A 24,142-nucleotide genomic window follows, 5' to 3' on the forward strand; every position below is an offset into this window, starting at 1 on the left:
TTAGCGCTTGCGCGAAGCGGTCGCGGTCTTTGCGGCGGCAACGGCTTGCGTCGACACGGCATTGAAGTTGGCTTCGGCGACATCCGACGCTTGCTTGACGGCCTTTTGAACCGATTCGAAAGCGTTGTTGGCGGCAGCCACGGCGCTCTTCAGAACGGCAACGGCGGTTTCCGAACCGGCGGGTGCGTTCTTGGAAGCGCTGTCGACGAGGCCGACGAAGGCTTGTTGGGCTTCAGCGGCCTTGGCTTCGAAGGCCTTGGAGAACTCGGCGCTGGTGCCTTGGGCGATGTCGTACAGGTGACGGCTGTAGGCAGCGGTCTTTTCGGCCAGGGGCTGGAACAGGCTGGCTTGCAGCGTCAGCAGTTCTTGTGCGTCCTTGACGCTCAGGGCTGCCTGGGCGGTGCCGGCGGCTTCAGACAGAGCGGCCTTGGAAGCGGTCACGTTCAGTTCGACAAGCTTCTCGACGCCTTCGAAAGCCTTGGTGGTCAGGCCGAACAGGGTTTCGAGGTTTGCTTTTTGAGCGGCGAGGATTTGGTCAGCGGTCAGGGCCATGTGAGATCTCCAGAAGGGATGATTGAGCGGTCGGTTCACGTTGCGCTGCCTCGTCGTTCATGTTGCGGTGCAGCATGGCCTCAAGTATAGGCAGCTCAGTTTTGCGATCAAGGGGTTTTTGCTGCCCTGCAGCAATCTAGAGGCCGCCTTCTAAATCGGACCCGCATCGCAGAATGCGGGCATGCGTGCCTTCTATTCCGGCCAGTTCGTGTTGCCCCTGCCACCCGGGCACCGCTTTCCCATGTCGCGCTACGCCTTGCTGCGCGATCGCCTGCTCGAACAGCTGCCGGCCGTCGATATGGACCAGGCGCCGCGAGCCACCGATGGCGAACTCGCACTGGTGCACACGTCCCAATGGATCGCGGCTATCAGCGACGGCAGCGTGAGCCCGCAGGCGATGCGTGAAATAGGCTTTCCCTGGAGCGAGGCGATGGTCGAGCGCTCGCGCCGCTCCACCGGCGCCACCATCGCGGCCTGCAGGGCCGCCTTCTCTGGCGGCGTGTCCGCCAACATGGCGGGCGGCACCCATCACGCCTACGCCGACAAGGGCAGCGGATTCTGCGTCTTCAACGACGCCGCGGTGGCCGCGCGCCTGATGCAGGCGGAGCACGGCCGCATGGGCCAGCAGCTCAAGGTCGCCGTGATCGACCTCGACGTACACCAGGGCAACGGCACGGCCAGCATCTTTCGCGATGACCCCAGCGTGTTCACGCTGTCGATGCACGGACAGAAGAACTTCCCCTTCCGCAAGGAGGCGAGCGACCTCGATGTCGAGTTGCCCGACGGCTGCGGTGACGCCGACTACCTCTGCGCGCTGGAACACGCCCTCGACGAACTGGATCGCCGCTTTTCCCCCGGCCTCGTGATCTACCTCGCAGGCGCCGACCCCTTCGAGCGCGACCGCCTGGGCCGCCTCAAGCTGAGCTTCGACGGCCTGGAGGCGCGCGACCGTCGCGTGTTCGACTGGGCCTGGCAGCGCCGCCTGCCGCTCGCCTTTGCCATGGCCGGCGGCTACGCCAGCGACATCGCCGAGACCGTGCAAGTACAGGTCGGCACCTTCAAGGTGGCCTTCGAGTATTGGCGCCGCTGGCAAAATGCCGCGCGATGAGCACCGCCACCAAACCCACGCCGCACCACCGAAACAGCTACCGCGCGTTCCGCAGCATCCCGACGCGCTGGGCCGACAACGACATGTACGGCCACGTCAACAACGTCGTCTACTACAGCTGGTTCGACACGGCGGTGAATGCGCTGCTGATCGAGCGCGGCGCGCTCGACATCCACCAAGGCCAGGCCATCGGCTTCGTGGTCGAGACGCAGTGCAACTACTTCGCGCCGATCACGTTCCCGCAGACGGTGGAAGCGGGCATCCGGGTGGCCCAGGCTGGCCGGTCGAGCGTGCGCTATGAAATCGCGCTATTTGCAGAGGGCGCCGAAACTGCGGCCGCACAGGGCCACTTCGTGCATGTCTATGTGGACCGCGTCACGCAGCGGCCGGTGCAACTGCCCGAGGCCTTGCAGCAAGTCATCGACTCCTTGAAGGTCTGACCCAATAAAAACGGCGCCCGAGGGCGCCGCTGTCTTTTGTCATCGGCCAAGCCGAGAGGATTACTTCTTCATGGCCTTGATGTCGGCCTTGCCTTGCGCTTCATCGGCCTTGGCCTGCTTCACGCAAGCGTCCTTGGCAGCGCCGGTCTGGTCGTCGCACTTTTCCTTCGCGACTTCATAAGTGGCCTTCACTTTTTCTTCAGCCACCTTGCGGGCGTGGCTGTCGCTCGGCTGGTATTGCTGCTCCAGCTCTGCCTTGGCGACGTCTTCCTTGCCCTTGGCGTCCTTCTGGCAGACGTCCTTGGCGTTGTCTTTCAGCGTGTCGCACTGCGCCTTCGCGACCTTGTAGTCGGCTTCGATCTTTTCCTTGGCGACCTTGTATTCGTCCTTGGTCATCGCGCTGGCTTGCGTGGCAACGAAACAGGTGGAGGCGAGGGCGAGCATGAGCAGATGTTTTTTCATTGGAGTTTTTCCTTCGAGGTGATTGAAATTGGGGGTACGAGGCGGTCGAGGTGACCGGCCTGAATCAGGACTTTTCGAACCAGAGTGCGTCGGGCGTGCGGCCGTCGCGGCCTTCCCAGTCCTTGACCTGCTTTTCGGCTTCGTCGCGGCTGATGCCGTGGCGTTCCTGGATGCGGCCGAGCAGCTGGTCGCGCTTGCCGGCGATGACGTCGAAGTCGTCATCCGTCAGCTTGCCCCATTGCTCCTTGACCTTGCCCTTGAGCTGCTTCCAGTTGCCTTCAATGGTGTCCTTGTTCATGCGAATCTCCTTTGAGAAGTTGATTCGGCGGGCTGTGTGTGCCGCCGTGAAATCAATGTCGCCGCATGAATTCACCCTCACGGTAGGACGTGCTGGGCAGGCCCCGTAGGCACAGGCCGACGCGCCCCGTGATAATCGATGCGACGCCGAAAGTTTGAGACACCGCACCGCATCGCGTACAGCACCATGATCATTCACAGCCTGCTCGACACCGACCTCTACAAGTTCACGATGATGCAGGTCGTTCTGCATCACTTCCCGGGCGCCCGGGTCGAGTACCGCTTCAAGTGCCGCAACCCCGGCGTCGACCTGGCGCAGTTCGCGGGCCAGATCCGCGACGAGCTCCGCAGCCTGTGTTCGCTGCAGTTCCGCGATGCCGAGCTGGCCTACCTGCGGTCCATGCGCTTCATCAAGAGCGACTTCGTCGACTTCCTCGGGCTCTTCCGGCTCAACGAGAAGTACATCAACGTCATTCCCCAGCCCTCGGGCGAACTTGAAATCCGCATCAAGGGGCCGTGGCTGCACACCATCCTGTTCGAGATCCCGGTGCTGGCGATCGTCAACGAGGTGTACTTCCGCAATACGCAGAAGAAGCCCGATGTCGAGGAAGGCCGTCGCCGTCTCGAAACCAAGATCGCGCAGTTGCAGGACTCCGGCCTGTCCGACCTGAAGATCGCCGACTACGGCACGCGCCGCCGCTTCTCCAAGGACTGGCATGAAGAGGTCCTGCGCACCCTGAATGCCCGGTTGGGCGCCGTGACCTCGCCGCCTGCGCATGCCGTGCCCGGCGCGCGGCTGCCGCAGCTCGCTGGCACCAGCAACGTGCTGTACGCCATGAAGCTGGGCCTGATCCCGCTGGGCACCATGGCGCACGAATACCTGCAGGCTTGCCAGGCGCTGGGCCCGCGGCTGCGCGACAGCCAGATCTTCGGCTTCGAGAGCTGGGCGCGCGAGTACCGCGGCGACCTGGGCATCGCGCTGTCCGACGTGTACGGCATGAATGCTTTCCTGCGCGACTTCGACCTGTACTTCTGCAAGCTCTTCGACGGTGCCCGCCACGACAGCGGCGACCCTTTCCAGTGGGGCGAACGCATGCTGGCGCACTACATCGCCAACCGGGTCGATCCGCTCACCAAGACACTGATCTTCAGCGACGGCCTGACAGTGCCGCGCACCATCGAGCTGTACCAGCAGTTCCGTGGCCGTTGCCAGCTGGCCTTCGGCATCGGCACCAACCTCACCAATGACCTGGGTTACGAGCCGCTGCAGATCGTCATCAAGATGATCCACTGCAACGACCAGCCGGTGGCCAAGCTGTCGGACACGCCGTCCAAGAACATGTGCGACGACGAAAAATACCTGGCCTACCTGCGCCAGGTGTTCGAGATCGAGCAGCCGGCCGCCTGACCTCGGTCTGGTACGGTACGGCACCCATGAACAAAACCCTCCGACTCACAGCAGCCGCGGTGCTGCCCATGCTCTTTCCCGCCCTGGCCTCGGCCGCCGACTTCGACGGTGCCCAGCTCTCGCCGCTCTGGGGTGTTCCCTTTGCCGGCATCCTGCTGTCGATCGCGTTGCTGCCGCTGCTCACGCCTTCCTTCTGGCATCACCACTACGGCAAGATATCCGCGGCCTGGACGCTGGCGTTCCTGCTTCCTTTTGCGGCAACCTATGGTTTCGGGCTGACGGGTGCGCAGCTCGTGCATGCGCTGGTGGCCGAGTACATCCCGTTCATCATCCTGTTGACGGCGCTGTTCACGGTGGCGGGGGGCATCCATATCCGCGGCAACCTGCACGGAGCGCCCGGCCTCAATACGGCGATCCTGGCAATCGGTGCGGTGCTCGCAAGCTTCATGGGCACCACGGGCGCCTCGATGCTGCTGATACGGCCGCTGATTCGCGCCAACGACAACCGCACGCACAAAGTGCACGTGATCGTGTTCTTCATCTTCATCGTGTCGAATGCCGGCGGCTCTCTCACCCCGTTGGGCGATCCGCCACTGTTCCTCGGCTTCCTGAAGGGCGTCAGCTTTTTCTGGACCGTGCAGAACATCCTGCCCGAAACGATCTTCATCCTTGCCGTGCTGCTGGCGCTGTTCTATGCGATCGACCGCCACTACTACCGCAAGGACGGCGTGCTGCCGGTCGACCCGACGCCGGACACGCCGGGTATCGGCTTCGACGGCGCCGCCAATTTCTGGCTGCTGGGCGCGGTGGTGGCGCTGGTGCTGCTCAGCGGTTTCTGGAAGTCTCCGGTGCAGTTCGACGTGTTCGGCACCGAGGTCGGCCTGCCGGGGCTGGTGCGCGACGTGGGGCTGGCGCTGATCGCGGTGATTTCCTTCAAGCTCACCTCGCCCAAGGTGCACGCGGACAACAAGTTCGAGTGGGGCCCGATGGCCGAGGTGGCCAAGCTGTTCGCAGGTATCTTCCTGACCATCATCCCGGTGATCGCGATGCTCAAGGCCGGCACGCAGGGGCCGTTCGGTGCCATCGTCTCGGCCGTGACGCGTGCCGACGGCCAGCCCGATCCGGCGATGTACTTCTGGGCCACCGGCGTGCTCAGTTCGTTCCTCGACAACGCGCCGACCTACCTGGTGTTCTTCAACACGGCGGGCGGCGACCCGGTCGCGCTGATGACCACCTACGCCAGCACGCTGGCCGCCATTTCGGCGGGCGCCGTGTTCATGGGCGCGAACACCTACATCGGCAACGCGCCCAACCTCATGGTCAAGGCCATTGCGGAAAGCCGCGGCGTTCGCATGCCCAGCTTCTTCGGCTACATGGCGTGGTCGGTGGCCATTCTGGTTCCGCTGTTCGTCATCTCTACCTTCATCTTCTTCCGTTGAGCGCAGACAACATCATGAGCAAGCCAAAGATCCTGGTCGCACGCGCGATCTTTCCTGAAACCATCGAGCGCCTTTCGCAGTACTTCGAGATCGAGTCGAACCAGGCCGACGAAAGCTGGAGCAAGGAGCAGCTGATCGCCAAGCTGAAAGGCAAGCAGGGCGCCTTCACCACCGGCAGCGAGCGCATCGACGCCGCGGTGCTCGACGCCTGCCCCGACCTGAAGATCTGCGCCAACATGGCGGTGGGCTACAACAACTTCGACGTCGATGCCATGGCCGCCCATGGCGTGCTCGGCACCAATGCGCCCGACGTGCTGACCGAGACCACGGCCGACTTCGGCTTCGCGCTCTTGATGGCCACGGCGCGCCGCATCACCGAAAGCGAACATTTCCTGCGCGCGGGCAAGTGGCAGAAGTGGAGCTTCGACATGTTCGCGGGCTCCGACATCCACGGATCGACGCTCGGCATCATCGGCATGGGCCGCATCGGGCAGGGCATTGCCAAGCGCGGTGCGCATGGCTTTGGCATGAAGGTGGTCTATCACAACCGCTCGCGGCTCGATGCGACGCTGGAGGTCGAATGCAAGGCCAGCTACGTGAGCAAGGACGAGCTGCTCAAGACGGCCGACCATGTGGTTCTGGTGGTGCCTTACTCGCCGGCTTCGCACCACACCATCGGCGCGGCCGAGATCGCGCTGATGAAGCCGACCGCCACGCTGATCAACATCGCACGCGGCGGCATCGTCGACGACGCGGCACTGGCTGTTGCATTGCGCGAGAAGCGCATTGCCGCAGCGGGCCTCGACGTGTTCGAGGGCGAGCCCAAGGTCCATCCCGACCTGCTGACCGTGCCGAACGTCGTGCTGACGCCGCACATCGCCAGTGCCACCGTGCCCACGCGCCGCGCCATGGCCGACCTCGCGGCCGACAACCTCATTGCGTACTTTGGCGGCAAGGGCCCGCTGACGCCTGTCACACCCGTGCCGCCAGCTCACAAGTAAAACAGGCACCGATACCGCGACCTTGGACTCTTCCCTGATTCTTCTCTTGCTGGCTGCACTCGCAGCCGTCCAGCTCGTGCTGGTGATCTGGCTGCTCGCACGCCGACAGCCCCCGCCCGACCACAGCGACATGCTGCGCGTGCTGGCCGCCATGGGCTCGGCCAACGAGCGCACCGAGCGCGAACTGCGCCGCGAAATCGGGGACAACTCGCGTGGCGCGCGACAGGAAACCGCACAGGCTTTCGCCACCTTCCAGCAGTCGCTGGTGCAGCAGGGCGCAGAGGCCACGCGCACCCAGAACGCACAGCTCGATGCCTTCGCGCTGCAACTCGCTTCCCTGCAGAAAACACTGGCCGACACGCTCAACACCCAACTGCAAGGCCTGAGTGAGTCGAACGCGCGTCGCCTGTCCGAAGTGCGCGCGACCATGGAAACCCAGCTCGCGCAGTTGCAGCAGACCAATGCCGCCAAGCTCGACGAGATGCGCAAGACCGTCGACGAGAAGCTGCAGAGCACGCTGGAGACGCGCCTTGGCGAGAGCTTCAAGCAGGTGGCCGACCGGCTCGAGCAGGTGCACAAGGGCCTGGGCGAGATGCAGACGCTGGCTGTCGGTGTCGGCAGCCTGCAGCGCGTGCTGACCAACGTGAAGACGCGCGGCGTGTTCGGCGAAGTGCAGCTCGAAGCGCTGCTCGAACAGGTGCTCACGCCCGACCAGTACGCCAAGCAGATCGAGACCAAGCCGCGCAGCGGCCAGCGTGTCGACTTTGCGATCCGCTTTCCGGGGCGCGGCGAAGAAGGGGCGCCCGTGTGGCTGCCCATCGACGCCAAGTTTCCGCGCGACGACTACGAGCGCCTGATCGATGCCCACGAGCGCGCCGATGCCGCGGGTGCCGAACTGGCAGCCAAGGCGCTCGAGGCACGCATCCGCACCGAAGCCAAGTCCATCGCCGACAACTACCTCGCGGCGCCGCACACCACCGACTTCGCGATCCTGTTCCTGCCCGTCGAAAGCCTCTACGCCGAGGTGCTGCGCCGGCCCGGCCTGATGGAGGCGATCCAGCGGCAGCACCGCGTGACGCTGGCCGGCCCGACCACCTTGCTCGCCATGCTCAACAGCCTGCACATGGGCTTTCGCACGCTGGCGCTGGAGCAGCAGGCTTCCGAGGTGTGGAAGGTGCTGGGCGCGGTCAAGACCGAGTTCGAGCGCTATGGCGAATGGGTTGCGCGCATCAAGGAGCAGGTGGCCAAGGCCTCCGACACGCTGGACAAGGCCGACACGCGCGCCAAGCAGATGCGTCTGGCGTTGCGCAAGGTCGAAGCATTGCCCGAAGCGCAGGCGCAGGTGCTGCTACCTCCTACCGCCGACAGCGAGGGCGACGATATCCCGTGAAAGGTTCCGAACTGCTGCGCGTCATCGGCGCCCAGGTTTGCCTGCATGCCACCATGGCGGGCATGCGACTCGCAACGCCACTGCTGGCGCTGCAACAAGGCTACAGCGCGGCAGCGGTCGGGGTGTTGATCTCGCTGTTCGCGCTGACCCAGGTGTTCCTGGCGTTGCCCGCGGGGCGCTTCGCCGACCGGCACGGATTCAAGCGGCCGCTGTGGCTGTCGGTGATTGCGGCGGTGGTCGGCGCGGGGCTGGTGGCGGCGTTCCCCGTGTTTCCGGTGATGTGCCTTTCGGCCTTGCTGACCGGTGGCGCCACGGGCGCGACCGTCATCGCGCTGCAGCGGCATGTGGGCCGGTCCGCCCATGATCCGACGCAGCTCAAGCGCGTGTTCAGCTGGCTCGCCATCGCGCCTGCCGCGGCCAACTTCGTGGGGCCTTTCCTGGCCGGCATGCTGATCGACCATGCGGGCCGTGGGCCGGCGGACATGCTGGCCTTTCGCATCTGCTTCGTGGTGATGGCGGCGCTGCCGCTCGTCTGCTGGATGCTTGCACGGGGTGCCCATGAGCCGCCGCGCGCTCCGCCCGTCGCGGGGGCCGTGCAGACGCGTGCCTGGGACCTGCTGCGCGAGCCGATGTTCCGGCGCCTGCTGTTCGTGAACTGGCTGCAGTCGTCGAGCTGGGACGTGCACGCCTTCGTGCTGCCCGTGCTGGGGCACGAGCGGGGCATCAGCGCATCGGTGATCGGCTCGATCCTTGGCGCCTTCGCCGTCGCGGCGGCGGTTATTCGCGTGGTGCTGCCCTTGATCGCGTCGCGTGCGTCGGAGCGCAGCGTGATCCTGACCTCGACGATCGTCACCGCGCTGATGTTTGCGATCTATCCGCTGCTCGATTCGGCCTGGACCATGGGCATGTGCTCGGTGATGCTCGGCTTCGCACTCGGCGCGGTGCAGCCGATGGTGATGAGCATGCTTCACCAGATCACGCCGCACACGCGACATGGCGAGGCGCTGGGCCTGCGGCTCATGACCATCAACGCATCGAGCGTCGCGATGCCGATGCTGTTCGGCTCGCTCGGCGCGCTGATCGGCATTGCCGGCGTGTTCTGGGTGGTGGGTGGCGTGCTCGCGCTGGGGGCGCGCGCTACCTGGGGTTTGAAGGTCTGACATGACGAGCGCGTGAAATCCATGCGACAAACAAGATCAATTCGCATTTGATTGACAATTAACTGACCCGAAGTCAGTATCGACGCCTTCCTCAATGACCTTGAAGGCGTCCATGGACTCCCACATTCAGGCGGCGGTCGACCCGCGCCGTCGCCTCGCGCTCGTGGCGGCGGTGTATCTCGGCAGCTTCATCGCCACGCTCGATGTGAGCATCGTCAACGTCGCGCTGCCGACGTTGCAGCGCGCGCTGTCCACCGACCTGGCCGGGCTGCAGTGGGTGATCGACATCTACGCGCTGTGTCTCTCGGCCTTCATGCTCTCGGCGGGACCGCTCGGTGACCGCTATGGCCGCAAGCGCGCCTGGCTGACGGGCGTGGTCGTGTTCACCATCGGGTCCGCGATGTGCGCGATGGCTGGCAGCCTTTTCACCTTGCTGATCGGGCGTGCCGTACAGGGCGTGGCCGGCGCCTTGATGATTCCGGGCGCGCTGTCGCTGCTGGCGCATGCGTTTCCGGAGCCCGCGGGCCGGGCACGGGTGATCGGCGGCTGGTCGTCGTTCACCGCGCTGTCGCTGATCCTCGGGCCCATGCTGGGCGGGCTGCTGGTGGACCACGCCGGCTGGCAGAGCATCTTCCTCATCAACCTGCCGATCGGCTTGCTGACCGTGGGTCTCGGGCTCTGGGGCATCCAGGAAAGCTCGCACCCCGAACACGCGGCGCTCGATCCGGTGGGGCAAGTGCTCAGCGTGCTGTGGCTCGGCGCCTTGACCTATGGCCTGATTGCTGCAGGTGAATACGGTTGGGGCTCGACACCCGCCGCGAGCGCGCTGGTCGCCGCCGTCATTGGACTCGCGCTGTTCCTGATGGTGGAAGCGCGCGTGGAGCGCCCCTTGCTGCCGCTCGCGTTGTTCCGCGATGCCCGCTTCTCGGTCACCAACTTCGCGTCGTTCGTGCTCGGGTTCTCGACGTACGCGAGCCTGTTCTTCTTCTCGCTGTTCCTGCAGCAGGTGCAGGGCTGGTCGGCCAGCGACACGGGCTGGCGGCTGGTGCCGCAGTTCGTCGCAACCGGCATCGTGGCGTCGCAATTCGGCCGCCTGGCGCGGCGGTATGAAGTGCACACGCTGATGGTGGCGGGCTATGGGCTCATCGGCACCTCGATGCTGCTGCTGACCCTGTTCTCGGCTGACACGCCTTATGTGCTGCTGGCGATCCTGTTCGTGTTTCTCGGCGCCGGCGCGGGCCTTGCGGTGCCGGCCACGAGCACGGCCGTGATGGCGTCCGTGCCCGCGCAGCGCTCGGGCATGGCCTCGGCCACCATGAATGCGCTGCGCCAGGCCGGCATGCTGATCGGCATTGCGCTGCTCGGCACACTGATGAGCACGCGCGCCACTTCCCTGCTCGCCGATGCGCTCGAACAGGCCGGACTGCGCGATGCACAACAGGCGGCAGTGGCGGCCATTTCACGGCATGACCTGGGCGCGCTGGCTTCGCTCGATGCCGGCACGGCACACGAGCTCGTGACCGGCGCGCTTGCCGGCGGCTTCCACGTTGCGATGGCCTGCGCCGGATTGGCGGGCTTGCTGGCAGCTGGGCTGCTCCTGAGCGTCAGGCCACGCGCTGCGGTCTTGCCCGTTCGCGCCTGAGCCCCCCGTCTTCCCATGCCCGCCGCATCCGTGCCGGTGCGCTTCAGCGCGCGGCTTCGTTCGATTTTTACCAAGGAGCTTTCCATGATCCATCACGAACTCAGTCAGTGGCCCCTCGTCATCAGCGTCTCGGCCGGATTGCAGACGCTCGAAAGCATGCAGGCCTTCACCGAAGACTGGAACCGCTGGCTCGACCGCGGTGAGCCTTTCGTGTCCCTGCGCGTGTTCGCCGATGCCGATGCGCTGGTCCATCCCGAAGGCAGTGCCCAGAGCGCCAAACAGTGGCTGCAGGAGCGGGGCGCCGACATTCGTCGCCATATGATGGGCATGGCGAGCGTGGTGCCCGCCGACCAGTACGAGAAAATCCGCAAGATGAATGTTGAAAAACTCTTCGGTGTGCCCGCCAGCACCTTCGCCGATTCCGATGATGCGTTGGCGTGGCTTGGCGAACGCGTGATGGTCCCGCGCGGCCTGCCGTTCGATCTGGCGTCCGTGCGTTCGGCCATCGGCGCCGCTCGCGCGGCTACTGCTGCAGCCTGAGGTTGTCCATGGCGAAGAGCGGCACGGTCATGGTCCCTGTTTCCCCCGATGGCGAGGCCGTGCCGCGCCGCCGCACCAAGGCCCCCGAGACACGCGCGGCCGCGCTGATGGATGCAGCCGAACGGCTCTTTATCGCGAAGGGCATCGCCACCACCAGCATCGACGACATCGCCGCCGGTGCGCAGGTGGCCAAGGGCACCTTCTATCTGTACTTCCCCTCGAAGGAAGCCATGCTCGGCGCGCTGCAGCAGCGCTTTGTCGACACCTTCTGCACCCGCCTGCAGGACGCGATGGACAAGCACCGCGCCGACAAATACCGCGCGCGGCTGAAGGCCTGGGTCGAGACGGGGCTGGAAACCTACCTCGACAACGTCGCCTTGCACGACGTGGTCTTCCACGAGTACCGGCCCGAAGACCGGCGCATGCGCAACGACAACGCGGTCATCACGCAGCTCGTCGGGCTGCTCAAGCAGGGCGACGCCGCAGGCATCTGGGAAGTGGAAGACGCAACCCTGACGGCCGTGATCCTCTTCAATGCGCTGCATGGCGTGGCCGACGATGCGGTGGCCATGGGGCCGGCTGCGGACCCGGTGGCCGATCGCCGCCGCCGTGCCCGCGCGCTCACGCGATTCTTCGAGCAGGCGCTGCGTCCCGACGTGGACGACGGCGACGACTGATCCGGCTCAGAGCTTGTAGAAACGCTTGATTGCGCTCCAGGCGTCTTCCGGCGCATCGACGTACTCGAACAGCTTCACATCGCCGGGCGAGATCACGCCTTCGTCGACCAGGAAGTCGAAGTCGATCAGCTTCTTCCAGTAGTCCGAGCCGAACAGCACGATCGGCACGGGCTTCGACTTCTTTGTCTGCACCAGCGTGATCACCTCGAACAGTTCGTCGAGCGTGCCGAAGCCACCCGGGAACGCCACCAGCGCTTTCGCACGCATCATGAAATGCATCTTGCGAATCGCGAAGTAGTGGAACTTGAAGCTCAGCGCCGGCGTGACGTACGGGTTGGCTTCTTCTTCCATCGGCAGTGCGATCGCAAGGCCGACCGAAATGCCACCGCCTTCATGTGCGCCGCGATTGGCCGCCTGCATGATGCCGGGGCCGCCGCCGGTGCAGACGAAGAGCTTGTCTTGCGGCTCCTTGCCGTTGCTGTACTGTGCGACCAGCTTGCCGAAGGCGCGGGCCTTCTCGTAGTAGTGCGAGCTGCGCGCCAGGCGGCGCCAGCGCTCGGCGGCCACCGTGTCGCCCTTGGCTTCAGCCTGCACGATCAGCGCGGCAGCATCTTCCTCGCTGCGAAAGCGGGCGCTGCCGAAGACCACCACCGTGTTCTCGATGCCGTGCTCACGCTGTTCGAGGTCGGGCTTCATCAGCTCGAGCTGCATGCGGATGCCGCGTGTTTCGCGGCGCAGCAAGAACTCAGGGTCGGCGAAGGCGATGCGCGACGGATCGGGGTCGAGCGGGAGGCCCTTGTCGGAATGTGCGCGGAGCGTGGCCCAGGCGTCGGCCAGGCGTTTGTCGTGAAGATCGTGCGTGTTGTTCATGAGAAAACCAGACAGAAGGACTTGTGGGATTGTGCAGCGTTGCAAGCGATGCGCCCGACAAACAAAAAAGGCTCCTTGCGGAGCCTCTTTCGGGGTGGTGGTCGACCGGTAAACCGGCAAGCCGGTAAAGGCTCAGACGCGCTTGCGGTACTCGCCGGTGCGCGTGTCGATTTCGATCTTGTCGCCTTGCGCGACGAAGAGCGGCACCGGCACTTCGAAGCCGGTGGCGATCTTGGCGGGCTTCATGACCTTGCCCGACGTGTCGCCCTTGACGGCCGGCTCGGTCCAGGTGATTTCGCGCTCGACGCTGGTCGGCAGTTCGACCGAGATGGCCTTGCCGTCGTAGAACACCACTTCGACAGCCATGCCGTCTTCAAGGTAGTTCAGGGCGTCGCCCATGTTCTCGGCTTCGACTTCGTACTGGTTGTACTCGGTGTCCATGCAGACATACATCGGGTCGGCGAAGTAGGAATAGGTGCAGTCCTTCTTCTCGAGCACGATCTGGTCGATCTTGTCGTCGGCCTTGAAGACCACTTCGGTGTTGAAGTTGGCGATCAGGCTCTTGAGCTTCATGCGCACTGTGGCGGAGTTGCGGCCGCCGCGGCTGTATTCGGTCTTGAGCACGACCATCGGGTCCTTGCCGTGCATGATGACGTTGCCGGCGCGGATTTCTTGAGCGATTTTCATAACAGGTTCTCTGGATGTTGGCCGCTCGGTGCACAGGGCCATCGGCAAAGTTTGCCGGCGTGTTTGGCCCTGCTGTACATGTCTTGCGGCGGTTTTGCAGGTTTGGCGGAGAGCATCTCGGGTCGAAAAGACCCGGGCCGAAATCCGCAAAGCCCGCTATTTTAGCTTTTTCCGGCGACCAGATGCCGCAGTTGCGTGAGCAGATCGTCTTGCGCACGCAGCCGTTCGCGGGCGGCCAGGGCAATTTCGCACCATGCGCCTTGTGTTTCGAGCATGGGCAGGGGGCTGTCGCCGACGCCGTTCCAGGCGTGGTGAAAAAGCCGCAGCGAGGGCGGGGCGCCGAGCCAGTCGAGCCAGGCATTGAGCTTGGTGTGGTGCGCGTCGTCGCCCTGCGGATAGATCTGCCAGACCAGCGGCGCACCGGCCCAGTGGGCGCGCACCAGTGAGTCTTCACCGCGCACGAAATTCAGATCGCAGGCCCAGAGCAGATGGTCGAAATCCGGTTGGCTGAGGTAGGGCAGGTATGAAATTGATAGCGCATTGCGGCCGCTGGATGTTGGTGCCAGCCCTTTTTGACCTGAAACGCAGGCTTCGACGGCCCGCGCAGCACGGCCCGCGGTCACGAGCAGCCGCGTCGGTGTCGGGCCGGCTGCGAGCTGTTCGAGCAGCGCCGCCAGCGCGCGAGGCTCATAGCAGAACAGCGAGACAAGGCGCTCGCCGTTCTGCCATGGAATCTGTTGCGCCTGAAGCCACTGCGCACGGTCGAAGCGCGCCTGTCGTTCCATCAGGTCAGGCTCCCTTGGCAAGCCGCCGGTGGCGGGGGTGAAGCCGGGGTAGAAAAACCGCTTGGTCAACCCGGCGCCCGGCCCCTTGAACACCGGCGATGGCAGTCTGTGCAGACGCTCGACATAAGGCTCGGCCGAAAGGTATTCGAGGTTGATCCAGGCCCGCTGCGGCCCTTGGGGAACCGAGGCTTCGGCGAACCTCGCGATCAGTTCCGGCGCCGGCTCGCAGCCGAAGGCCTCGATCAGCACATCGGGCGCCGGCTCTGCAGCAGCGCTTTGTACGGCAGCGCTATCGAGCCAGTCGATCACGCGCACGCCATCGCAGCCCGAAGGCGCCATCCAGTCCAGCGCCGTCGCGTCGTCGATCCACAGGCGCACGCGCTCGCCGGTCGCGGCCAGTTGGCAAGCCAGTCGCCAGCAGACGCCGAGGTCGCCGTGGTTGTCGATGACCTTGCAGAAGATGTCCCATTGCATGGCCGCGAGTGTGCCCGTCTTCGGCACCCCGCTGGCCGGGGCGCTTGCTATGCTGGACGGCACAACAACCACCGGAGAGAGAGACCATGAGGATGCAGACCCGCCCCCGTTCGCCGTTTTCCTTTCGTTCCGCGAGAACCGTGCTCGCCCTGTCGCTGGCCCTTGGCGGCATGACCGGCACGACCGGTGCGTTGGCCCAGCAAACGCCGCCCCCGTCGCTGACACCGCAGCAGCAGCGCTTTCACGATATCTACAAGGAATTGGTCGAGATCAACACCACCCACTCGGTGGGTGACAACACCGTGGCCGCGCGTGCCATGGAAAAGCGCTTGATCGAATCGGGCTTCGCGCCCGGCGACATCCAGATCTTCGAGCCCTTCCCGAAGAAGGGCAACCTGGTGCTGCGCTTCAAGGGCGACGGCAGCAAGAAGCCGCTGCTCTTGCTGGCCCACATCGACGTGGTCGAGGCCCGGCGCGAAGACTGGAAGACCGACCCCTTCAAGCTGCAGGAAACGGGTGGCTTCTTCACGGCACGCGGCTCCATCGACGACAAGGCGATGGCCTCGGCGTTGGTCTCGGTGGTGGGGCAACTGAAGCAGGAAGGCTTCAAGCCCAAGCGCGACATCATCCTGGCGCTGACCGCCGACGAAGAGCGCGGCGATGCACTCAGCAATGGCGCCTTCTGGCTCATCAGCAACAAGCCCGAATTGCTGCAGGCCGAGTTCGGCATCAACGAAGGCGGCGGCGGTGAACTGCGCGGTGGCAAGCCGAACCTGCACCGCATGCAGGTGGCCGAGAAGATGTACACCACCTACATGCTCGAAGCGCGCGACGTGGGCGGCCACAGCTCGGTGCCGACCAAGAGCAACCCGATCTATGCGCTGTCCGCCGGGCTGGAGCGACTGGGCAACTACGCCTTTCCGGTCAAGCTGGCGGATGTCACCAAGACCTACTTTGCGCGCAGTGCGCCTTTTGCCACCGGCCAGCTGGCTGACGACATGCGCGCCATCGGCACCGGCAACCCCGATCCCTCGGTGATTGAGCGCATGTCGGCCAACCCGGCGTACAACGCCCAGTTCCGCACCACCTGCGTGGCGACGATGGTGCAGGCCGGCCATGCCGAGAACGCGCTGCCGCAATCGGCCAAGGCCACGGTCAACTGCCGCATCCTGCCGCACGACGATCCGGACGAGGTCGAGCGCCTGCTGACCCAGGCGGTCGGCAACGACAAGATCGTGGTGCGCAATGTCGGTCGGCCGCTGCGCAGCCCGGCGTCGCCGCTGAACGGCGACCTCGTGAAGACGGTGGAGTCGCTCACGCAGCAGATGTGGCCCGGCGTGCCGGTGGTGCCGGCCATGAGCACCGGCGCGACCGACAGCCGCTTCATGCGCAACGCGGGCATTCCGATGTACGGCGTGACCGGCATGTTCCTGGAGCCGGCGGATGCGCGTGCCCACGGGCTCGACGAGCGCATCGAGATCCAGCGCCTGTACGACGGCCGCGAGTTCCTCTACCGGCTGGTGTCGGAACTGGCCAAGTAAGCGCGCTCATGAGCGACGCCTGTGAACATCATTTCGTCCAGGTCAACGGCATCCGTCTTCATGTGGTGCAGGCCGGCCCGGTCGATGGGCCGGTGGCCTTGCTGCTGCATGGCTTTCCGGAGTTCTGGCGCGGCTGGGCCAGCCAGATCGACGCGCTGGCCGCCGCCGGCTACCGCGTCTGGGTGCCCGACCAGCGCGGCTACGGGGAAAGCGACAAGCCCGTGGGCGTCGATGCCTACGGCCTTGAAACGCTGGTGGACGACATCTGCGCACTGATCCGCAGCACCGGCCGTGAGGCGGTGACGCTGATGGGCCACGACTGGGGCGGTGTCGTGGCCTGGCGCGTGGCTGCGCGCGAGCCGGCGCTGGTGAGCCGCCTCGTGGTCGTCAACGCGCCGCAGCCGGCCGTGATGCTTGTGCACATGGCAACCGGACGGCAGCGCCTGCGCAGCTGGTACATGCACTTCTTTCGCATCCCGCGCCTGCCCGAACTGCTGTTGAGCCGCAACGGCTTTCGCGGACTCGGCAAGGTGCTGACGCAGAGCAGCCGGCCCGGCGCCTTTTCCGATGCGGAGCTGGTGCTGTACCGCGAGGCCTGGGCCCGGCCGGGCGCGCTGACCGCGATGCTCAACTGGTATCGCGCGCTGATGCGCGATCGCCCGCGCATTCGCGCCGACGGGCGCATACCGATGCCCACGCTGCTGCTCTGGGGCGTGCAGGACCAGGCCCTTGGCCAGGCGATGGCCCAGCCCAGCATCGACCTGTGCGACCAGGGTGAGCTGCAGCGCATCGAAGGTGCGGGGCACTGGGTGCTGCACGAAGAGGGCGAGGACGTGAGCCGGCGGATCCGGGCTTTCCTCGGCCCGGCCGCCGAGGTGCTCGCGCAGCACTGAAGGGGAAAGGCAGGGCCGGCGCCGGCCCTGTGAATCTCAAGGCGTGAAGGTGTCGCCCAGCACGATGCCTTCACGGCGCGGGTCTGCGCCGCCGGTCAACACCGACTTGCCGCCCACGTTGGTACGGATGATGGTGCTCACGCCGCTCGATTGCGGGGTTACCGACACCGTGTGGCCCATCGCGATCAGCCCCTTCACCAGCGGATCGTTGGCGCCTGCGTTGGTCGCATCGATGCTCGGATGTTCGCCGCCCACGTTGGTCGCCGAGACGCTGGGGTTGGAGTCGGGTATCGGGGTGTTGGTGGCGCCGAAGTCGACCAGCGACGTGGCTTGCTGGGCATCAAGGCCCCAGTCCAGCGCACCGACCAGCGTCTTCACCACGTACTGGATGATCGTGCCGCCGCCCGGCGAGCCGGTGCCCATCACGAACTCGCCCATGCTGCCGTCGACGTTCTTCTTGAACACCAGCGTCGGTGCCATCGTGCTGCGCGGGCGCTTGCCTGGGGCGACGCGGTTGGCGAACTTGACGTTCGGGGTCACGGAAGTGTCGATGGGGTTGCGCGCAAAGTCGGTCAACTGGTTGTTCAGCACGAAGCCTTGTGTCATGTGGAACGAGCCCAGCGTGCTTTCCACCGTGGTCGTCATCACAACCACGTTGCCTTGCTTGTCGACGACGGTGAAGTGCGTGGTGCCGTGCTCTTCGGTCTTGTCGATGCCCAGCGGCACGTCGCCCCGGTCGCCGGCCTTGGCCAGGCCCATGCTCTTCGTCAGGCTGATCAGGCTGGCGCGGCCTTGCAGGTAGGGCTTGTTGATCAGCGAGTCGGGGCTTCCCCCGGGCAGGGGAACGAAGTCGGTGTCGGCCACGTATTTGTCGCGGTCGGCGTAGGCCAGGCGCTCGGCCTCGCTCACCAGGTGCACGCCCATCACGGTCGGCTTGCCGCCTTCGAGGTCGATGGCGGTCGGCTTGTACAGGCCCAGGTTGAAGGTCTCCAGGATGCCCAGGGTTGCCACCACCGCGATGCCGCCCGAGGACGGCGGCGACATGCTGCACACGTAGTAGTCGCGGTAGGTGCCGCACACCGGATCACGGCGCTTGGCCTTGTAGTTGGCCATGTCGGCCAGCGTGGTCTTGCCGGGGGTGATGGCCGAGCCGTCGACGGCGGTGGTGACGCCAATCTTGGCGACGATGCCCTTGGCGATGTCGCCGGTGTAGAAGGCGTTGGCGCCCTGGGTGGCGATGGTGTTCAGCGTCTTGGCATAGGCCGGGTTCGTGAGTCGGGTGCCCAGCGCCTTGGGCGTGCCGTCGGCGTTGAAGAAATAGGCCGTGGCTTCGGCGTCGCGCATCAGGTCGGTTTTGGAGGTGGCAATGGCCGTTGCCATGCGACCGCCGATCAGGAAGCCGTCGGAGGCCAGCGTGATGCCGTAGCCGAACAGGTCTTTCCAGGGCAGCTTGCCGTGGTCCTGGTAGGCCAGGTCGAGCATGCGCACCGCGCCCGGCGTGCCGATGGAACGGCCGCTGGCCCGCAGTGGTGACGCCGGCTTGGGTGGCGTCTTGTCGTTGACATCGTCCACATAGAGCAGGTAGTTCTCGGTGGCCGCGGCGGGCGCGGTCTCGCGGCCGTCATAGGCCTGTACCTTCTTGGCAGCAGCGTCGTAATAGAGCATGAAGGCGCCGCCACCCAGTCCGCTCGACTGCGGCTCGACCAGGCCGAGCACCGCCTGCACCGCCACCGCCGCGTCGACCGCGCTGCCGCCGGCCTTGAGCACATCGCAGCCGGCGCGCGTGGCCAACGGGTGGTTCGCCACCACCATGTAGTTCTTGGCGTAGACCAGCTTGTGGCCCGGCACGTAGCCCGAGGCCGGTTCCGGTGCGGCCGGATCGCCCGGATCACCGGAGCCAACGACCACCGATGTGCTGACGGTCGGGATCTGGCAACCGTTGTCGGCGACGGGCGGGGCAGGCTGGTTGGCTGCGTTGATCGCGGCGACGGTCGCGAGCAGCGCCGCGGTGTCCTGCGCGCTGGTGTTGGCGCCGCCGCCGCAGCCGGCCACGGTCAACGAAAGCGCAAGGGGCGTCAGCCCCCACCACACGCGTGCGGAGTTTTTCTTCATGGAGATTTTTCCCGAATAGCTATGTTTGAAAGACGACGGGCGCTCCTCGCGCCCGTTGCCATCTTCAGCACATTTCATTCCACCCTCTGTCGGGGTTTGCGCTGGTGTCGCGGCCGGGTCTGGCGCCGCGCGCCACAATAGCCGCCATGTCAGACGTGCATTCCGATCAACTGCTCAGCGAAGTCGCGGCCCTGCCGCAACTGCCGGGCGTCTACCGCTATTTCGATGCAGCCGGCGCAGTGCTCTACGTGGGCAAGGCGCGCAACCTCAAGAAGCGGGTGGCCAACTACTTCCAGAAGAGCCACGGCGGCACCCGCATCGGCCACATGATCTCGAAGATCGTGCGCATGGAGACCACCGTGGTGCGCTCCGAGGCCGAGGCGCTGCTGCTTGAAAACAACCTGATCAAGACGCTCAAGCCGCGCTACAACATCCTGTTTCGCGACGACAAGAGCTACCCGTATCTGAAGATCGCCTCGCACGCATTTCCGCGGCTGGCCTACTACCGTGGCGCGGTCGACAAGAAGCATCGCTACTTCGGTCCGTACCCGAGCGCGTGGGCGGTCAAGGAATCGATCCTGCTGCTGCAAAAAGTGTTTCGCCTGCGCACCTGCGAGGACACGGTGTACGCCAACCGCACGCGGCCGTGTCTGCTCTATCAGATCAAGCGCTGCAGCGGGCCGTGTGTCGGCTACATCGAGCCCGAGGCGTATGCACAGGACGTGGCCAGCGCCGAAGCCTTCCTGATGGGCGACACGCAGCTCGTGCTGTCCAAGTTGGAGCAGCGCATGACCACGCACGCCGAGAAGCTCGAATTCGAGCAGGCGGCCGAGCTGCGCAACCAGATGTCGGCCATCTCGCGCGTGCTGCACCAGCAGTCGATCGAGATTGCCTCGGACAAGGACGTCGACATCCTCGCGGTCAAGGTGCAGGGCGGCAAGGCCTGCGTGAACCTTGCGATGGTGCGCGGCGGGCGGCACCTGGGCGACCGGCCGTACTTCCCCGTGCATGTGGACGACGCGGCGCAGATCCATCATGGCGAGCTGGACGACGAAGAAGAGGGCGCCAGCCCCGCCGTGGCCGATTCGATCGAGGTGCAGGTGCTCGAAGCCTTCATCGCTCAGCACTACATCGACGTGCCGGTGCCGTCCACGCTGGTGCTGAGCCAGTTGGTGAGCCGCGAGTTGATCGAGGCGATTTCTCTGCAGGCCGGTTCGCGTGTGACGGCCGTGTTCCAGCCGCACGAGCAGCGCCGCCATTGGCTCGAAATGGCCGAGACGAATGCCGCCCTGCAACTGGCCCGCTTGCTGGCCGAAGAGGGCTCGCAGCAGGCGCGCACCCGTGCGCTGGTCGACGCGCTCGAACTGGCGCCCGACGACCTCGACAACTTTCGCGTCGAGTGCTTCGACATCTCGCACACCGCGGGCGAGGCGACGCAGGCTTCGTGCGTGGTGTTCGAGCACCACGCGATGCAGAACCGCGAATACCGCCGCTACAACATCGAGGGCATCACGCCCGGCGACGACTACGCGGCCATGCGCCAGGTGCTGCTGCGGCGCTACGGCAAGCTGGCCGAGGCCATGGCGGCCGAGACGGATGCGCCGCCCGCGGGCGATGCCGAAGGCGCCGGCAGCGATGCGCCACCCAAGACCAAGGCCGCGCGCATGCCCGACCTGGTGCTGGTGGACGGCGGCAAGGGGCAGGTGTCGATGGCGCGTGAAGTCTTCAGCGAACTGGGCCTGTCGCTGTCGCTGATCGTCGGGGTCGAAAAAGGCGAGGGCCGCAAGGTCGGGCTTGAAGAACTGGTGTTTGCCGACGGCCGCGAGAAGGTCTACCTGGGCAAGGACTCGGCCGCGCTGATGCTGGTCGCGCAGATCCGCGACGAGGCGCACCGCTTCGCCATCACCGGCATGCGCGCCAAGCGCGCGAAGGTGCGCGTGGGCGGCAGCCAGCTCGAAGACATTCCGGGCATCGGGCCGAAGCGCCGGGCGCGACTGCTTCAACGCTTCGGCGGAATTCGCGGCGTGGCGGCGGCGAGCATGGAAGACATCGCTTCGGTGGAAGGCATCGCCGCCGATCTGGCGGAAGAAATCTACAAGGCCCTGCACTGAGGGGAGCCCCGTGGCCGCTCGAAACGAGCAAGCCTGGGGGGTACTCCTGCCGTGACACAATCAAGCGATGTTCTGGACCCTACCGACCATCATGACCTGGACGCGCATCGTCGCGATCCCTTTGATCGTCGGCGTGTTCTACCTGCCCATTGCCGAGCCGATGCGCAACCTGATCGCCACGGTCATGTTCATCGTCTTCGCGGCCACCGACTGGCTCGACGGCTACCTGGCGCGCAAGCTCAACCAGACCTCGGCCTTCGGCGCCTTCCTCGATCCGGTGGCCGACAAGTTCCTGGTGTGCGCCTCGCTGCTGGTGCTGGTGCACCTGAACCGGGCCGACGTGTTCGTGGCGCTGATCATCATCGGCCGCGAGATCGCGATCTCGGCATTGCGCGAATGGATGGCGCAGATCGGCGCGAGCAAGAGCGTGGCGGTTCACATGATCGGCAAGGTCAAGACGACCGTGCAGATGGTCGCCATTCCCTTCCTGCTCTATGACGGGTTCCTCTTCAAGGTGATCGACACCGGGCTCTGGGGCCAGTGGCTGATCTGGATCTCGGCCGTGCTGACGATCTGGTCGATGGTCTATTACCTGCAGAAAGCCATCCCCGAGATCCGGGCACGGACCAAATGACCTTGGCCGCCTCGGCCCGCAACACGGGCTGGTTGCGGGCGATGCCGGGCGTCTTCGTGCTGATCTGGAGCACGGGTTTCATCGTTGCGCGCTATGGCATGCCCTATGCGCCACCCCTCAAGTTCCTGGCTGTTCGTTATGCGCTGTCGCTCGTCTGCTTCGGCGTGTGGGTCGTGCTGGCGCGGGTTGCGTGGCCGAAGGAGCGCGCACAGTGGGGGCATCTGGCCGTCACCGGCATCCTGATGCAGGCCGGCTACCTGGGCGGTGTCTGGGCGGCGGTGCACGCGGGCATGGGGGCCGGGCTCGTGGCGCTGCTGGTCGGGGTGCAACCGGTGCTCACTGCGGTCTGGCTGTCTTTCAACGGCGGGCGCATTTCGAAGCAGCAATGGGTCGGGTTGGCGCTGGGCTTCGCGGGGCTGGTGCTCGTGGTGTCGCGCAAGCTGGGGCAGGGCACGGAGGTCAATGCGCTGACCATGGGGCTCGCGGTGATGGCGCTGCTTTCGATCACGGCGGGCACGCTGTACCAGAAGCGCTTTGTCGCGCCTTGCGACGTGCGCAGCGCGAGCGCGGTGCAGATGGCGGCGGCGCTGCTCGTGACTTTGCCCTTCGCGGCAATGGAGTCGCAGAGCATCGCGTGGAACCTGCAGTCGGGTGGCGCGATGGCCTGGTCGGTGCTGGCGTTGTCGCTGGGCGGCAGTTCGCTGCTCTATATGTTGATCCAGCGCGGCACCGCGACTGCCGTCACCAGTCTGCTGTACCTGGTGCCGCCTTGCACGGCGGTCATGGCCTGGCTTCTGTTCGCCGAGCCGATCACGCTCACGACGGTGCTGGGCATTGCGCTGACCGCCGCTGGCGTGAGTCTCGTGGTGCGCGGCGAACGTTGAGCGGGCCGAACGCTTCAGCGCAAGACGGTCTTGCCCGGCTTCCAGGGCTCGCCGCGAAACTGCTCCGCCAGATGATCGACCAACAGACGCACGCGGCGCGGCGTTCTCGGGCGCCAGGGCGCGACCCAATGGATGTCGGCATCGGGCATCGCGTACTGCGGCAGCACGCGCACCAGCTCGCTGCTGGCCAATTGCGGGGCGATGTCCCACAGGCTGCGCAGCATGATTCCGTGGCCCGCCAGGCACCAGTCGCGCACCATCTCTCCTGAATTGCTGGTCAGCGGACCTTGGACCCGCACACGCGCCGTGCTGCCGTCGCGCGCGTGGCGAAGCGTCCACAGCGCGTACTGGCGCTGGCTGGCATCGCCGTTCTCGCGCGCGACCAGGCAATCGTGCGAAGCCAGCGAATCGGCCGTTGCCGGCGTGCCGCGGCGCTTCAGGTAGTCCGGCGCGGCGGCCAGCACGCGCTGGTTGCGCGCGATGCGCCGCGTGACCCAGTCGGCCGCACGGCGCTGCTGCACGGCCCAGAGCCAGAGCGCACCGTCGTAGCCTTCGGCGCCTAGATCGGGCAACTGCTCGGTCAGCATCAGTTCGATCTGCAGGGCCGGATGCTGCGACTGGAACGCCGCGAGCGCCGGCCCGAGCCAGCGTCGACCGAAGCCGAAAGTGGCCGCCAGGCGGATCGTGCCGACCAGCGCGTTCTGCCGCTCGCCGAGTTCGCTTTCGAGCGCGGCGAAGCCGTCGAGCAGCGTGCGGGCATGCAGGCAGACCGCCTCGCCCTCGGCGGTGACGCTGAGCCGCCGCGTGGTGCGATCGAACAGGCGCTGCCCCAGGCGCGCTTCGAGCGCACCGAGCCGCTTGGTGATGACCGAGGGCACGACATCGAGCGTGGCGGCCGCGCCTGCAAGGCTGCCCTGGTCGCGAATGGCCAGCACCAGTGCCAGATCGCCACGGTCCATCGACGGAGAATTCATGCCAGATTGGAAAGTATGAATTGGCTGATTGTTGCTTGATGATCGCGGAGGCGCAACGCAC

The 24,142-nt window shown here is 65.7% G+C and carries 23 protein-coding genes; 15 read left to right on the forward strand and 8 right to left on the reverse strand.

Translation table 11 applies throughout. From position 1 onward, the window contains the following. The gene (locus H7F35_RS22855; protein WP_187114379.1) at window positions 1-552 is read right to left on the reverse strand and encodes a phasin family protein; all 552 of its coding nucleotides are present in this window, start codon (window positions 550-552) and stop codon (window positions 1-3) included. 181 nt (window positions 553-733) lie between these two features. Here H7F35_RS22855 and H7F35_RS22860 point away from each other — a divergent pair, with 181 nt between their 5' ends. After that, entirely contained in the window at window positions 734-1,660 is a 927-nt protein-coding gene (locus H7F35_RS22860) for a histone deacetylase (RefSeq protein ID WP_187108860.1), read from the forward strand. Beyond that, window positions 1,657-2,100 carry an acyl-CoA thioesterase gene (locus H7F35_RS22865; RefSeq protein ID WP_187108861.1) on the forward strand — a complete coding sequence of 148 codons (444 nt, stop codon included), beginning with the start codon at window positions 1,657-1,659 and terminating at the stop codon, window positions 2,098-2,100. Before H7F35_RS22860 ends, H7F35_RS22865 begins: the two co-directional genes overlap by 4 nt. A 60-nt stretch (window positions 2,101-2,160) precedes the next feature. Here the strand turns inward: H7F35_RS22865 and H7F35_RS22870 are convergent, their stop codons facing one another. Next, window positions 2,161-2,562 carry a hypothetical protein gene (locus H7F35_RS22870; protein ID WP_187108862.1) on the reverse strand — a complete coding sequence of 134 codons (402 nt, stop codon included), beginning with the start codon at window positions 2,560-2,562 and terminating at the stop codon, window positions 2,161-2,163. A 64-nt stretch (window positions 2,563-2,626) separates the two neighbouring features. Next, window positions 2,627-2,860 carry a CsbD family protein gene (locus H7F35_RS22875; protein WP_187108863.1) on the reverse strand — a complete coding sequence of 78 codons (234 nt, stop codon included), beginning with the start codon at window positions 2,858-2,860 and terminating at the stop codon, window positions 2,627-2,629. 186 nt (window positions 2,861-3,046) lie between these two features. Between H7F35_RS22875 and pncB the strand changes: the two genes are divergently transcribed. The 8 genes from pncB (at window position 3,047) to H7F35_RS22915 (ending at window position 12,116) form a co-directional block, all read left to right on the forward strand. Beyond that, a complete protein-coding gene (gene pncB, locus H7F35_RS22880) occupies window positions 3,047-4,267 on the forward strand; it encodes a nicotinate phosphoribosyltransferase (RefSeq protein WP_187108864.1) in 1,221 nt (406 codons plus the stop codon). Window positions 4,268-4,293: 26 nt separating this feature from the next. Next, window positions 4,294-5,706 (forward strand): sodium:proton antiporter, encoded by a 1,413-nt coding sequence (locus tag H7F35_RS22885; protein WP_187108865.1) that lies wholly within the window; start codon window positions 4,294-4,296, stop codon window positions 5,704-5,706. Between the two features lie 14 nt (window positions 5,707-5,720). After that, window positions 5,721-6,707 carry a 2-hydroxyacid dehydrogenase gene (locus H7F35_RS22890; protein WP_187108866.1) on the forward strand — a complete coding sequence of 329 codons (987 nt, stop codon included), beginning with the start codon at window positions 5,721-5,723 and terminating at the stop codon, window positions 6,705-6,707. A 22-nt stretch (window positions 6,708-6,729) separates the two neighbouring features. Further along, window positions 6,730-8,097 (forward strand): DNA recombination protein RmuC, encoded by a 1,368-nt coding sequence (locus tag H7F35_RS22895; RefSeq protein ID WP_187108867.1) that lies wholly within the window; start codon window positions 6,730-6,732, stop codon window positions 8,095-8,097. Continuing rightward, entirely contained in the window at window positions 8,094-9,257 is a 1,164-nt protein-coding gene (locus H7F35_RS22900) for an MFS transporter (RefSeq protein WP_187108868.1), read from the forward strand. The genes H7F35_RS22895 and H7F35_RS22900 overlap by 4 nt, the downstream gene beginning before the upstream one ends. Before the next feature lie 112 nt (window positions 9,258-9,369). Continuing rightward, entirely contained in the window at window positions 9,370-10,899 is a 1,530-nt protein-coding gene (locus tag H7F35_RS22905) for an MFS transporter (protein WP_187108869.1), read from the forward strand. Window positions 10,900-10,914: 15 nt separating this feature from the next. Then, window positions 10,915-11,439, forward strand: coding sequence for a hypothetical protein (locus tag H7F35_RS22910; RefSeq protein WP_261803318.1), 525 nt, complete (start codon window positions 10,915-10,917; stop codon window positions 11,437-11,439). 29 nt (window positions 11,440-11,468) lie between these two features. Beyond that, window positions 11,469-12,116: a TetR/AcrR family transcriptional regulator gene (locus H7F35_RS22915; RefSeq protein WP_261803319.1), complete on the forward strand. Its 648-nt coding sequence runs from the start codon at window positions 11,469-11,471 to the stop codon at window positions 12,114-12,116. A 6-nt stretch (window positions 12,117-12,122) separates the two neighbouring features. Here H7F35_RS22915 and H7F35_RS22920 read toward each other — a convergent pair whose 3' ends face one another. The 3 genes from H7F35_RS22920 to earP all read right to left on the reverse strand — a co-directional run bounded on the left by H7F35_RS22920 (window position 12,123) and on the right by earP (window position 14,932). After that, window positions 12,123-12,986: a TIGR00730 family Rossman fold protein gene (locus H7F35_RS22920; protein ID WP_187108871.1), complete on the reverse strand. Its 864-nt coding sequence runs from the start codon at window positions 12,984-12,986 to the stop codon at window positions 12,123-12,125. Between the two features lie 132 nt (window positions 12,987-13,118). Then, window positions 13,119-13,673, reverse strand: coding sequence for an elongation factor P (gene efp / locus H7F35_RS22925; RefSeq protein ID WP_187108872.1), 555 nt, complete (start codon window positions 13,671-13,673; stop codon window positions 13,119-13,121). Between the two features lie 161 nt (window positions 13,674-13,834). Continuing rightward, window positions 13,835-14,932, reverse strand: coding sequence for an elongation factor P maturation arginine rhamnosyltransferase EarP (earP, locus tag H7F35_RS22930; protein WP_187108873.1), 1,098 nt, complete (start codon window positions 14,930-14,932; stop codon window positions 13,835-13,837). A gap of 86 nt (window positions 14,933-15,018) precedes the next feature. Between earP and H7F35_RS22935 the strand changes: the two genes are divergently transcribed. Both H7F35_RS22935 and H7F35_RS22940 read left to right on the forward strand, forming a co-directional pair. Then, complete coding sequence (locus H7F35_RS22935) at window positions 15,019-16,473, forward strand: M20/M25/M40 family metallo-hydrolase (protein ID WP_187108874.1); 1,455 nt, start codon at window positions 15,019-15,021, stop codon at window positions 16,471-16,473. Window positions 16,474-16,481: 8 nt separating this feature from the next. Further along, the gene (locus H7F35_RS22940) at window positions 16,482-17,366 is read left to right on the forward strand and encodes an alpha/beta fold hydrolase (RefSeq protein ID WP_187108875.1); all 885 of its coding nucleotides are present in this window, start codon (window positions 16,482-16,484) and stop codon (window positions 17,364-17,366) included. Window positions 17,367-17,402: 36 nt separating this feature from the next. Here the strand turns inward: H7F35_RS22940 and ggt are convergent, their stop codons facing one another. Continuing rightward, window positions 17,403-19,478, reverse strand: coding sequence for a gamma-glutamyltransferase (gene ggt / locus H7F35_RS22945; protein WP_187108876.1), 2,076 nt, complete (start codon window positions 19,476-19,478; stop codon window positions 17,403-17,405). A 146-nt stretch (window positions 19,479-19,624) separates the two neighbouring features. Here ggt and uvrC point away from each other — a divergent pair, with 146 nt between their 5' ends. The 3 genes from uvrC to H7F35_RS22960 all read left to right on the forward strand — a co-directional run bounded on the left by uvrC (window position 19,625) and on the right by H7F35_RS22960 (window position 23,107). Next, entirely contained in the window at window positions 19,625-21,589 is a 1,965-nt protein-coding gene (uvrC, locus tag H7F35_RS22950; protein ID WP_187108877.1) for an excinuclease ABC subunit UvrC, read from the forward strand. Between the two features lie 67 nt (window positions 21,590-21,656). Then, on the forward strand, window positions 21,657-22,223 hold the full coding sequence (gene pgsA / locus H7F35_RS22955) for a CDP-diacylglycerol--glycerol-3-phosphate 3-phosphatidyltransferase (protein WP_187108878.1): 567 nt from the start codon (window positions 21,657-21,659) through the stop codon (window positions 22,221-22,223). Next, a complete protein-coding gene (locus H7F35_RS22960; RefSeq protein WP_187108879.1) occupies window positions 22,220-23,107 on the forward strand; it encodes a DMT family transporter in 888 nt (295 codons plus the stop codon). Before pgsA ends, H7F35_RS22960 begins: the two co-directional genes overlap by 4 nt. A gap of 14 nt (window positions 23,108-23,121) precedes the next feature. On the opposite strand, the gene H7F35_RS22965 is transcribed toward H7F35_RS22960, so the two are convergent. Beyond that, window positions 23,122-24,081 (reverse strand): LysR substrate-binding domain-containing protein, encoded by a 960-nt coding sequence (locus tag H7F35_RS22965; RefSeq protein WP_261803320.1) that lies wholly within the window; start codon window positions 24,079-24,081, stop codon window positions 23,122-23,124. Between the last annotated feature and the right edge of the window lie 61 nt (window positions 24,082-24,142).

This window comes from Variovorax sp. PAMC26660 (genome assembly GCF_014302995.1).
In the GTDB taxonomy this organism is placed as follows: domain Bacteria; phylum Pseudomonadota; class Gammaproteobacteria; order Burkholderiales; family Burkholderiaceae_C; genus Variovorax.